Genomic DNA, 11775 nt, shown 5'->3' on the forward strand with positions numbered 1-11775 from the left:
AGACTGGGGACTGGGGACATGGGACGAGTCACAGAACGACGCAAGGTGGTCCGCATCCGGGACGGGGTGGTGTCCACCCGCCCGGACACGCTCGTCACCGAGGAGCCCCTGGAGATCCGGCTGAACGGGAAGCCGCTGGCGATCACGATGCGCACTCCGGGTGACGACTTCGCGCTGGCCGTCGGCTTCCTGGTCAGCGAGGGCGTCCTGGCGACGGCGTCCGACCTGCGGAACGTCGTGTACTGCGCGGGGGCGACCTCGGACGGGGTGAACACGTACAACGTGGTCGATGTGCAGACCGCCCCCGGCGTGCGGATCCCGGACATCACGCTCGAGCGCAACGTGTACACGACCTCGTCCTGCGGTCTGTGCGGCAAGGCGAGCCTGGACGCGGTGCGCACCACGACCCGCCACCCCATCGCCGACAGTCCGCCCCTGCGCCTCACCCTGGAGCTGCTGGCCGGTCTGCCCGACCGGCTGCGCGCCTCCCAGCAGGTCTTCGACCGGACGGGCGGCCTGCACGCGGCGGCCCTGTTCGACGAGGACGGCGAGCTGCTGGACGTGCGGGAGGACGTGGGCCGGCACAACGCGGTCGACAAGCTGGTCGGCCGCGCGCTGCAGCACGGGAACCTGCCGCTGTCCCGGACCGTCCTGATGGTCTCCGGCCGGGCCTCCTTCGAACTGGCGCAGAAGGCGGTCATGGCGGGCATCCCGGTGCTGGCGGCCGTCTCCGCGCCGTCCTCGCTGGCCGTGGACCTGGCGGCGGAGACGGGGCTGACCCTCGTGGGGTTCCTGCGGGGCAGTTCCATGAACGTGTACGCGGGTGAGGACCGGATCGTCCTGCGGACCGCGGTCTCCCAGGGCTGACCGGTTCCCCGCGGCACGGCGGCGGGGTCCCTCCCGGCGGGGAGCGCCCCCTGCGCCGTGGGGACCCCGCCTCGATGTGTGACCACCGCGCCGTGGACCCGGGCCACTTCGGCCACTAGCGTCCCGGGGTGTGCCCGACGACACAGCACGAGCAGGCGTACGAGCAGGGATGCGCCCACGGAGGGGGACGGCGGCGACGCGTCTGCTGCTCGCGGCGGCGCTGGCGCTGGTCCTCGGCGCCGTGCTGCTCTTCGTCCTGCCGGAGAACGACGACCGGGGACGGAACGACGGCGTCTGCGCGCCGCGCACCGTCGCCTCCTGGGCGGCGGAGGACGCCCTCACCGCCGAGTTCGCCCGCTACGGCGACGACGCCGCACGCACCGACGACTGGACGGGCGGCGACGGCACCCACTCGGTGCGGCTGCCCGACGGCCGGCTGCTGTGGCTGTTCTCCGACACCTACCTGGGCCACGTGTACGGTCCGCCCAACCCGGTCGGCGAGTCCCACGCCTGGCGGGACCCCGCCACTCCACTGGTGCGCAACTCGGCCGTGCTGATGCGCGACGGCCGGCTGGAGACCACCCTCCCCGCCCCGCTCTTCCCCGACCCCGCGCCGGACCAGTGGCGCTGGCCGGTCGCCGCCCGGGTCGAGCCCCGTTCCCCCGGCTCCGCGGAGCGGGTCGTCCGGGTCGCGCTGTGGGTGCGTACGGCCGGGCAGTCCCCGTGGATCTACGGCGTGCCCACCGCCACCGAGGTCGCCACGCTCTCCCTGCCCGAGCTGCGCCTGGAGTCGGTGGTGGAGGTGCTCGACCAGCGGAGCGTCCCCGATCCGTCCCGCCGGGTCCTGTTCGGCACCACCCTGGTCGAGGAGGACGGCTGGACGTACGTCTTCGGCGGCGACGACGGCCGGGCCGTCTCCCGCGGGGCCTCCCACGCGTACGTGGCGCGGGTCGTGGAGGGCGGGCTCGCCGATCCGGCGGCCTGGGAGTACTGGGACGGCTCGGCCTGGCAGACCCGCGCCCGCCCGCGCCCGGTCCTCGGCGACGGACACCGCACCGGCGTGGGCAGCGCCTTCTCCGTGGTGCGGGACGACGGGCGGTACGTCCTGTTCACGATGGCCGCGGGCGTCGAGGGGCTGACCACGGTGGCGTCGTACTGGTCCTGCTCCCCCGCCGGCCCGTGGCACGGACCGGGGAAGGAGTTCGCTCCCGCGCTGCCGCACGGTGGGACCGGCGCCTACAACCCACAGGCCCACCCGGAACTGAGCGACGACGGACGGCTGGTGCTCAGCTACGACGTCAACCTGCTCGAGCCGTCCGGCGCCGCGGTGCCGCTCAGCCGGAACGTGTCCCTGTACCGGCCCCGGTTCGTGACGGTCCGACTGGGATCCGGACGGTGACGTCCACGTCCTCGGCCACGGCCGCGGCCTCGGCGGTCCCCGCGTCGAGGGGGTCGGGGTCGTGCGAGCGGCGTCCGGCGATCACCGCGCAGACCATCAGCTGCATCTGGTGGAACAGCATCAGCGGCAGCACGGCCAGCGAGGCCTGCGCGCCGAACAGCACGCTCGCCATGGGCAGTCCGGCGGCCAGGGACTTCTTCGAACCCGCGAACTGGATCGCGATCCGGTCCGCCCGGCCGAACCTCAGCGCCTTGGCGCCGTACCAGGTCAGCAGCAGCATCACGGCCAGCAGGACGGCCTCGACGGCGAGCAGGCCGCCCAGCCGGGCCGGACTCACCTGGTTCCAGACGCCCCGCACCATTCCCTGGCTGAACGCGGTGTAGACGACGAGCAGGATCGAGCCCCGGTCGACCAGGGCGAGCACCTTGCGGTGGCGGGTGACGAACCCCCCGATCCAGCGGCGCAGCACCTGTCCGGCGACGAACGGCACCAGCAGTTGCAGCACGATCTTCGTCACCGAGCCGGCGGAGAACCCGCCGGCGCCCCCGCCCAGCAGCACCGCCGCGAGCAGGGGGGTCGCCACGATGCCGACGAGCGAGGAGAAGGAGCCGGCGCAGATCGCGGCGGGCACGTTGCCGCGGGCGAGGGAGGTGAAGGCGATGGACGACTGGACGGTGGACGGGACGAGCGTGAGGAAGAGCAGGCCCTGGTACAGGGGGTCGGTCAGCAGGACCGGGACGAACCCGCGGGCGGCCAGGCCGAGCAGCGGGAAGACGAGGAAAGTGCAGGCCAGGACGGTGCCGTGGAGCCGCCAGTGTCTCAGTCCGTCCAGTGCCTCACGGGTGGAGAGCCGGGCGCCGTAGAGGAAGAAGAGGAGGGCGATGGCGGCGGTGGAGGCACCGGAGGCGAGCTCGGCGCCGGTGCCGCGGGCCGGGAGCAGTGCGGCCAGGCCCACCGTCCCGAGCAGGAGCAGGATGTACGGGTCGATCGGCATCCGACTCGGCCGGTGCGGGCGTTTCACGGTGTTTCACTTGCTCCGTTCACTCGGGGCACTTCGGGACTCCTCGGGCCGCTCGGCCGTTCTTCGGGGCTCCGCCGCGCGAGCACGGCAAGCCCCTCTCCATCCTGCTCCCTCCCGCCGTGATCGGGAATCCCGTACACCGCTCTCACTGTCATCGCGTTCCGCGATAACCTGCCGGGGTGTCCGAGACCGAGATGTACGACCCGACGCAGCTGCGGACGTTCCTGTCCGTGGCGCACACGCTGTCCTTCACCCGGGCCGCCCGGCGCCTCGGGCTGCGGCAGTCCACGGTCAGCCAGCACGTGCGGCGCCTGGAGGACGCCACCGGGCGGCAGCTGTTCACCCGGGACACCCACTCCGTGGAGCTCACCGAGGACGGCGAGGCGATGCTCGGCTTCGCCCGGCGGATCCTGGACGTGCACGAGCAGGCGGCGCAGTTCTTCGCCGGCACCCGGCTGCGCGGCCGGCTGCGGTTCGGCGCGTCGGAGGACTTCGTCCTGACCAGGCTGCCGGAGATCCTGGAGCGGTTCCGGTACGAGCACCCGGAGGTCGACCTGGAGCTCACGGTCGAGCTGTCGGGCACGCTGCACGAGAAGCTGGCCGCGGGCGAGCTGGACCTGGTGCTGGCCAAGCGGCGGCCGAAGGACCCCCGGGGTGAGCTGGTGTGGCGCGACGAACTGGTGTGGATCGGCGCGCGGGGGCTGCGCCTGGAACCGGGCCGTCCGGTGCCGCTGATCGTCTATCCGCCGCCGGGCATCACCCGCGAGCTCGCGCTGCGGGCGCTGGAGCGGCAGGGCCGCGCGTGGCGGATCGTGTGCACCAGCGGCAGCCTCAACGGCCTGCTCGCGGCGGCCCACGCCGGGCTCGGCGTGATGGTGCACTCGCGCGGGCTGATCCCGCCGGGGCTGGTGCGGATACCGGACCGGGCGGGGCTGCCGGAGCCGGGCCGGGTGGACTTCGTGGTGGCGCACGGCCGGCGGCGCCCCTCGGCGCAGGGTGCGGCGCACGCGCTGGCGGCGGCGATCCTGGCGGGCGGGGACCGGTTGAAGCGCAGGGCCGTCGAGAAGGCGTACGAGAAGGAGGCGACGGCGGAAGCGGAGGAAGCGGAGGCGGCGGCGCTGTACCGCAGGTGAGTCGTGCCGTCCGGAATGCATCGGGAGCCATGATCGTTGACGATGGGCGTGTCATCCGATCACCACCCGAAGGATCGAGAGCTCGTGAGCAAGGTCCCCCCGATCACTCTGAACAACGGCGTCGAGATGCCCCAACTGGGCTTCGGCGTCTGGCAGGTGCCGGACGCGGAGGCCGAGACGGCCGTCGCGGCGGCACTGGAGGCGGGCTACCGCAGCATCGACACCGCGGCGGCGTACGGCAACGAGGAGGGCACGGGCCGGGCGATCGCGGCCTCGGGGGTCCCCCGCGAGGACCTCTTCGTCACCACCAAGCTCTGGAACACCGACCACGGTTACGACTCCACCCTGCGCGCCTTCGACGCGTCCCTGTCGAAGCTCGGGCTGGACCATGTGGATCTGTACCTCATCCACTGGCCGACGCCGGCCCGGGGCCGCTACGTCGACACGTACCGGGCGTTCGAGAAGCTCTACGCCGAGGGCCGGGTCCGCGCCATCGGCGTGTCGAACTTCCAGCGCGAGCACCTGGAGCACCTGATCGCCGAGACGTCGGTCGTGCCGGCGGTCGACCAGATCGAGCTGCACCCGCATCTTCAGCAGCGCGCCGCCCGCGAGTACCACGCGCAGCAGGGCATCGCCACCGAGGCCTGGTCGCCGCTGGGCCAGGGCAAGGGCCTGCTGGAGGTCCCGGCGATCGTGGCCATCGCGCAGAAGCACGGCCGTACTCCCGCCCAGGTCGTGCTGCGCTGGCACATCCAGCTCGGCAACGTCGTCATCCCCAAGTCGGTGACGCCGTCCCGCATCGAGGAGAACATCGACGTCTTCGGGTTCAGCCTGGACACCGAGGACCTCGCGGCGATCAGTGCCCTCGACGAGGGCCGGCGGCTGGGCCCGGACCCGGCGACGCTGAACTGATCTCCGGACCGGCCTCCGGGTGCCCCGGTCCTCCGGGACACGGATGCGGCGGCCTCCCCTGTGCGGGGGAGGCCGCCGCGTCCATGTGGCGCCACCGGCCCGGACGGGTCCTACACCGGGCGGACGGCCGTGTGGACCGTGTGGGCCGCCAGGTAGAAGACGTCGGGGCGCTGGTGGAGGCTCGCCTCGTCGGCCGGGTCGAGGAGGCGGTCGAGGGTGGCGCGGTCGTCGGCGTCCAGTTCCCCGGAGAGTCTGTCGCGGGTGCGGGTGAGCCTCTCGACGACGTGGGCACGGACACGGTCGTCGGCCGGGGCGGGGAGGTCGAGGAGGAAGGTGCGGGAGCGGGTGTGGTGCAGACCGACCGCGGTCAGCAGCGCCGGCCAGTCCTCGGTGTGCGCGACGGAGTCCGGCAGTTCGGCGCGCATGCGGGTGAACCAGTCGGCCTCCACGGCGTCCATGCGGGCCTGGAGTCCGGGCCGGCCGATGCCGATGTCGCGCGGCAGGAACCGGGTGGGCAGCCCGCCCTCCATCACGGCCAGCGTGCCGCCGGGCGCGAGCCGGGCGGCGTAGGCGGCGAGTGCGGCGCGCTGGTCGCCCAGGTGGTGGACGCTGCGGCTGGCCCACAACAGGTCGGCGGGGTACTCCAGTTCGTCGAGCACACCGGGCAGTTCACCGGCGAGGGTGCCGAAGCGGTCGCCGACGCCGTACCGGGCGGCGCGCTCCGCCGCCCGCTCCAGCAGCGGGGCGGAACCGTCGGCGGCCACGATGCGGGCACCCTCGAAGACCTCGGCGAACAGGCACGCGATGACGCCCGGCCCACTGCCCGCGTCCACGATCAGTCCCGGTTCCGTCACCTCCTTCGCGAGCCAGCCGAGGGCCCGCTCGTACAGGGGCGTGAACAGTTCGGCCTCCGATTCGAGCAGGGCGGCCATCTCCGCCCAGTCGATGTCGGTGTGCGTGTGCGTGTCCGCACCCGTGTCCGTGCCCGGGTGCTCGTGCTGGTGGTGATGGTGGTGCGCCATGGTGGTCAGCCTCTCCGCTCGGATGCGCACAGAGTGCGCCGACGCACCGGGCAGGGGCCAATGATGTTGCCGCTTTCGCAAAACGGTTTCCCGAAACGGGTCGGTCCGCCGGGGCCGGGGACGGGCGCGCGGCCCGGTCCCTCGGCCCCGGCGGACCAGGGGTCGGCCGGTCAGGACAGCGGCGGGTACGCGTTCCTCATCAGCTCCTGGAACTGGGCGGAGAACCAGTGCCCGGAGATCGGGGCGTCCGGCAGGGCGCCCGACATGCTGTTGTCGTTCCTCGGGTTACCCGTGTACGTCGGGTCGCACATCCGGTCGAAACCCTTGCCCTCGTCGTTGTCGATGACCTTGCTCGCGCCATCGGACTCGCCCGGGGGCTTCATCCACACGTAGGCGTCGATCCCGGGCTCCGGTGCGGCCTTCGGCCGCTCTCCGAGGCCCGCACCCTTCTGGTTGCACCAGTTGCCCGTGTTGAATCGACGGTCGTAGCGGCCGCCGTCGACGTAGGTGTCCACGCTGGTCGTGGCGCCGGGCCCGGCGGGCCGGGCGGTACCGCCCCAGCCGTTGCGGGAGGTGTCGATCAGCATGCCGATCTTCGAGTCGAAGCCGAGCGAGACCAGCTCCTGGCGCAGGGCCTTGGCGTACGACAGCTCGTCGACGTAACGGTTCCAGCTGACCCACTTGGACTCGCGCACGGACTTGCCGGCCACGGTCTGGTCGATCGAGAAGTTGTTCTCCTTGAGCGCGCTGTAGTTGGCGGTGTTGGCGATGAAGCCGTGGACGTCGGCCACGGTCGCGCCCTCGGCGGTGGCGGCCTGCTTGAAGACCTGGGCGGAGGCCCCGAAGTTGTCGTCCCAGCCCAGCCAGCCGTGGTGGCCGGCGTCCACGTAGTTGTAGACGTTGGGCACGTCGCCGAGCTTGTTCAGGGCGTAGCCCACGCCCTTGACGTAGTTGCCGTTGGCCTTCATCACATCGCAGTCGGGCGTGGCGGTGGCCCGCGGGGAGACGTTGGTGACCAGGTTGGGCAGCGAGTCGATCTCGACCGTGGTGACGATCCGCAGCGAGGCGTACTTCGGGTCGGCGAGGATCTTGGCGATCGGGTCGATGTACTGCGTCTTGTACTTGTCGATCTCCGTGGGGCCGAGTTCGCCGTTGGAGGCGAGGGCGGAGCAGTCACGGCCGGGCAGGTTGTAGATGACCACCTGGAAGACGAGTTCGCCCGAGCCCTTCTGCCGCAGGGCCTCGTCGAGGTGGGCACGCAGCCCCATCTTGCCGTTGGCCCCGTTGATGGCGGCGGTGCGGTCCAGCCAGACACCGGTGGGCTGGTTCGCGATGCGGCTGCCGCCCGGTTCGGCTGCCGCGTTCGCGGACCACTCGGGGTTCACGTACACCTTGGCGCCGCTGTAGGGGTTGTCGACCCGGCTGCCGGGGTCGGTCGGATCGGTCGGGTCCGTGGGGTCGGTCGGGCCGCCGTCGTCGACGTTGCACGTGACACCGTCGAGCGTGAAGGTGGCGGGAATCGCGTTGCTGCCGCTGTAGGTGCCCTGGAAGCCGAAGCTGGCCGAACCACCGGTGCCCAGCGCGCCGTTGTAGGACTCGTTGGCGGCGGTGACACCGGTACCGGACTGGGTGATCTTGGCGTTCCAGCCGCTGGTGACCCGCTGGTTGCCGGCGTAGGACCACTTCAGCTGCCACGAGGACTTGGCGGAGCCGAGGTTGGTGACGGTCACGGCGGCGGTGAAGCCGGTGTCCCACTGGTTCTGCACCCGGTAGTCGACGGTGCAGGGGACGGCGGCGGCGCCGACGTCGCCGGGGACGGCGGCGTAGGCCGTCCCGGCGGCACCGGCGACCAGCGCCATGGCAGCGAGAAGCGCGGTTCTGGTACGACTCATGAGTGCGGGTTTCCTATCCGTAGGGGGCTGTCCGAAGAGGGCTGTCCGTCGGGGCGCGCGTGGCTCGCGCGGCCCGGTGCCGTACGGCGTGGGGGTGCCTCGGGGCTCGGGATCAGGACGGAGTCCGGTCCGCGGTCCGGGATGTTCGGGGCCGGACCGGCCATGAGGGGTCCCACAGGAGTGCGCTGTCCCCGCGTCGGGGGTACGGGTGGCGCCGTCGAGCCGGGACACCGCGGATCCGGTGCCGGCGTCCCTCGGGGAGACGGTGGCGGAGTGCTCCACCGGGCATGGCTGGGGGGCGGGGCTATAAGTACTGAACGCGGGGGGTGCCGCATGAGCGACTCCTTGCAGCTCAAACGCGCCGTGACGGACGCGTCGACTGATGGAACCGCTCCCACTGGTGCCATGAAGCTAGCGCCAAGTGACGGCAAAGAACAGGGGAGTCACCGACTTTCGCCCAACTCGGACCATCGAATCTTTTCGACTCTTCACAAGCCTTGACCGCCCTGGACCCCGTCCCCACTATGGGAGCGCTCCCACTGGTTCAAGCCTTGACCTCTCCGAGTCGCAGGAGGAACCAGCACCATGCGCCCCCCACCCAGAAGACGCCGCGGCGTGCGGCGGCTGTGGACCGCCGCGGCGGCCGCTCTCACGCTTCCGCTGACCATGCTGTCCTCAGGATCGACACCCGCTCAGGCTGCGGCTGTCCAGTGCAGCGTGGACTACCGGACCAATGACTGGGGTTCCGGTTTCACCGCGGATCTGACCCTCACCAACCGAGCCGCGGACTCCATCGACGGCTGGACCCTCACCTACGCCTACACGGGCAACCAGCAACTCGTGAACGGCTGGAACGGCAGCTGGAGCCAGTCCGGGAAGACCGTGACCGTACGGGACGCCGGGCACAACGCGCGGATCGCGGCCGGTGGCGCCGTCACCACCGGCGCGCAGTTCGCCTACAGCGGCGGCAACGCCGCACCCACGTCCTTCGCGATCAACGGCACCCCCTGCACCGGGGCCCACCAGCCGCCGATCACCGTGCTGACCAGCCCGGAGGCCGGCGCCGTCTACACCCGGGGCGAGCCGGTCCCGCTCGCGGCGACCGCCGCGGCGGCCGACAACGCCACCATCAGCAAGGTGGAGTTCTACGACGACACCCGGCTGCTGGGCACGGACACGAGCGCGCCCTTCACCCTTTCCGTCGCCGAATTGTCCGTGGGCAGTCATTCACTGACGGCGAAGGCGTACGACAGCCTGGGAGCCTCCGCGAGCTCCACCCCGGTCGGCATCACCGTCGCCTCGGGCCCCGCTGTGGTCGCCACTCCGTCCCAACTGGGCGTGCAGCAGGGCAAGTCGGGCACGTACGAGGTGAAGCTGTCCAAGCAGCCGAGCGCGAACACGACCGTCACGACGACCCGGGCGAGCGGCAACTCGGGCCTGTCGGTGTCCGCCGGCGGCTCGCTCACCTTCACCCCGTCGAACTGGAACACCGCGCAGCGGGTGACCATCGCCGCCGACGCCTCGGGCAGCGGCTCGGCCGTCTTCGAGTCCTCGGCACCCGGCCACGCCAAGGCGGCGGTCACGGTGACACAGCTGGGCGCGGCGAAGACGTACGACGCCCGCTTCCTGGAGCTGTACGGGAAGATCACCGACCCGGCCAGCGGCTACTTCTCCCCCGAGGGCATCCCGTACCACTCGGTGGAGACGCTGATCGTCGAGGCGCCGGACCACGGGCACGAGACCACCTCGGAGGCGTACAGCTATCTGATCTGGCTCCAGGCGATGTACGGCAAGGTGACCGGTGACTGGTCGAGGCTCAACGAGGCCTGGGACATCATGGAGCGGTACGCGATCCCGACCCACGCCGACCAGCCGACCAACGCCTTCTACAATCCCTCGAAGCCGGCCACGTACGCGCCGGAGCACGACACCCCGAACGAGTACCCGTCGCAGCTCGACTCGGGTGTCTCCGTCGGCCCCGACCCGATCGCGGCCGAGCTGAAGTCCGCCTACGGCACGGACGACGTCTACGGCATGCACTGGATCCAGGACGTCGACAACGTGTACGGCTACGGCAACTCGCCCGGCAAGTGCGAGGCGGGTCCGGCGGACACCGGGCCGTCGTACATCAACACCTTCCAGCGCGGACCGCAGGAGTCGGTGTGGGAGACCGTCCCGCAGCCCACCTGCGACGCCTTCAAGTACGGCGGCGCCAACGGCTACCTGGACCTGTTCACCAAGGACGCCTCGTACGCCAAGCAGTGGAAGTTCACCAACGCCCCGGACGCCGACGCACGGGTCGTGCAGGCCGCGTACTGGGCGGACCTGTGGGCCAAGGAGCAGGGCAAGGGCTCCCAGGTCTCCGCGGTCGTCGGCAAGGCCGCGAAGATGGGTGACTACCTGCGCTACGCCATGTACGACAAGTACTTCAAGAAGGTCGGCAACTGCACCCGTCCGTCCTGCCCGGCCGGTACCGGCAAGGACGCCTCGCACTACCTGCTGTCCTGGTACTACGCCTGGGGCGGTGCCACCGACACCTCGGCCGGCTGGGCCTGGCGCATCGGCTCCAGCCACGCGCACGGCGGCTACCAGAACCCCCTGGCGGCGTACGCGCTGAGCAACCACGCGCCGCTGAAGCCGAAGTCGGCGACGGGCGCGGACGACTGGGGCAAGTCGATGCAGCGGCAGCTGGAGTTCTACCGCTGGCTGCAGTCCGACGAGGGCGGCATCGCGGGCGGCGCGACCAACAGCTGGGCGGGCCGGTACACGTCCCCGCCGTCCGGCACGCCGACCTTCTACGGCATGCACTACGACGAGAAGCCGGTCTACCACGACCCGCCGTCCAACCAGTGGTTCGGCTTCCAGGCGTGGTCGATGGAGCGGGTCGCCGAGCTGTACCAGCAGACCGGCAACGCACTCGCCAAGTCGGTCCTCGACAAGTGGGTGGACTGGGCGCTGTCCGAGACCACCGTCAACCCCGACGGCTCGTTCCTGATGCCGTCCACGCTCCAGTGGTCGGGCAGGCCCGACACCTGGAACGCGTCCTCGCCCGGCGCCAACAGCGGGCTGCACGTCACCGTCGCCGACTACACCGACGACGTCGGGGTGGCCGCGGCCTACGCCAAGACGCTGACGTACTACGCCGACCGCTCCGGTGACACGGAGGCGGCGGACACGGCGAAGGCGCTGCTGGACGGCATGTGGGAGAACAACCAGGACGCACTCGGCATCGCCGTCGAGGAGACCCGCGCCGACTACCACCGCTTCGACGACCCGGTGTACGTCCCCAGCGGCTGGAGCGGCACCATGCCGAACGGCGACAGGATCGACTCGTCGTCGACCTTCGCGTCGATCCGGTCCTTCTACCAGGACGACCCGGCCTGGTCGAAGATCGAGTCCTATCTGGCGGGCGGAGCCGCGCCCACCTTCACGTACCACCGGTTCTGGGCCCAGGCCGACATCGCCCTGGCCATGGGCTCGTACGCGGAGCTCCTCGAATAGCCCCCGCCGGCGCTCCGTGTGCCGGCCC

At 71.4% G+C, this 11775-nt stretch carries 8 protein-coding genes; 5 read left to right on the forward strand and 3 right to left on the reverse strand.

Annotated features, from left to right (window positions below):
* Positions 1 to 18 precede the first annotated feature (18 nt).
* Both fdhD and PYS65_RS05090 read left to right on the forward strand, forming a co-directional pair.
* Positions 19 to 867 (forward strand): formate dehydrogenase accessory sulfurtransferase FdhD, encoded by an 849-nt coding sequence (gene fdhD, locus PYS65_RS05085; protein ID WP_279332567.1) that lies wholly within the window; start codon positions 19 to 21, stop codon positions 865 to 867.
* A gap of 130 nt (positions 868 to 997) precedes the next feature.
* Positions 998 to 2266 (forward strand): DUF4185 domain-containing protein, encoded by a 1269-nt coding sequence (locus PYS65_RS05090; protein WP_387039167.1) that lies wholly within the window; start codon positions 998 to 1000, stop codon positions 2264 to 2266.
* Here the strand turns inward: PYS65_RS05090 and PYS65_RS05095 are convergent.
* Positions 2202 to 3260 carry a bile acid:sodium symporter family protein gene (locus PYS65_RS05095; RefSeq protein ID WP_279332570.1) on the reverse strand — a complete coding sequence of 353 codons (1059 nt, stop codon included), beginning with the start codon at positions 3258 to 3260 and terminating at the stop codon, positions 2202 to 2204. The two genes, PYS65_RS05090 and PYS65_RS05095, sit on opposite strands and share 65 nt — an antisense overlap.
* A 221-nt stretch (positions 3261 to 3481) precedes the next feature.
* On the opposite strand from PYS65_RS05095, the gene PYS65_RS05100 reads away from it, so the two are divergent.
* Together PYS65_RS05100 and PYS65_RS05105 are read left to right on the forward strand one after the other, a co-directional pair.
* A complete protein-coding gene (locus PYS65_RS05100; RefSeq protein ID WP_279337858.1) occupies positions 3482 to 4420 on the forward strand; it encodes a LysR family transcriptional regulator in 939 nt (312 codons plus the stop codon).
* Between the two features lie 84 nt (positions 4421 to 4504).
* Entirely contained in the window at positions 4505 to 5332 is an 828-nt protein-coding gene (locus tag PYS65_RS05105; protein ID WP_279332571.1) for an aldo/keto reductase, read from the forward strand.
* 110 nt (positions 5333 to 5442) lie between these two features.
* Here PYS65_RS05105 and PYS65_RS05110 read toward each other — a convergent pair whose 3' ends face one another.
* Together PYS65_RS05110 and PYS65_RS05115 are read right to left on the reverse strand one after the other, a co-directional pair.
* A complete protein-coding gene (locus tag PYS65_RS05110; protein WP_279332572.1) occupies positions 5443 to 6354 on the reverse strand; it encodes a class I SAM-dependent methyltransferase in 912 nt (303 codons plus the stop codon).
* Positions 6355 to 6524: 170 nt separating this feature from the next.
* Positions 6525 to 8246 (reverse strand): glycoside hydrolase family 6 protein, encoded by a 1722-nt coding sequence (locus tag PYS65_RS05115; RefSeq protein ID WP_279332573.1) that lies wholly within the window; start codon positions 8244 to 8246, stop codon positions 6525 to 6527.
* A 585-nt stretch (positions 8247 to 8831) separates the two neighbouring features.
* On the opposite strand from PYS65_RS05115, the gene PYS65_RS05120 reads away from it, so the two are divergent.
* A complete protein-coding gene (locus tag PYS65_RS05120) occupies positions 8832 to 11747 on the forward strand; it encodes a glycoside hydrolase family 48 protein (RefSeq protein ID WP_279332574.1) in 2916 nt (971 codons plus the stop codon).
* Positions 11748 to 11775: the final 28 nt, after the last annotated feature.

Origin of the sequence: Streptomyces cathayae, assembly GCF_029760955.1 — a bacterium.
Classification (GTDB): Bacteria; Actinomycetota; Actinomycetes; order Streptomycetales; family Streptomycetaceae; genus Streptomyces; species Streptomyces cathayae.

Bases quoted from the DNA above. Each gene is read 5' to 3' on its own strand.
- fdhD (WP_279332567.1), top strand. From the start codon at position 19: ATGGGACGAGTCACAGAACGACGCAAGGTGGTCCGCATCCGGGACGGG.
- PYS65_RS05095 (WP_279332570.1), bottom strand. From the start codon at position 3,260: ATGCCGATCGACCCGTACATCCTGCTCCTGCTCGGGACGGTGGGCCTG.
- PYS65_RS05100 (WP_279337858.1), top strand. From the start codon at position 3,482: ATGTACGACCCGACGCAGCTGCGGACGTTCCTGTCCGTGGCGCACACG.
- PYS65_RS05110 (WP_279332572.1), bottom strand. From the start codon at position 6,354: ATGGCGCACCACCATCACCACCAGCACGAGCACCCGGGCACGGACACG.
- PYS65_RS05115 (WP_279332573.1), bottom strand. From the start codon at position 8,246: ATGAGTCGTACCAGAACCGCGCTTCTCGCTGCCATGGCGCTGGTCGCC.
- PYS65_RS05120 (WP_279332574.1), top strand. From the start codon at position 8,832: ATGCGCCCCCCACCCAGAAGACGCCGCGGCGTGCGGCGGCTGTGGACC.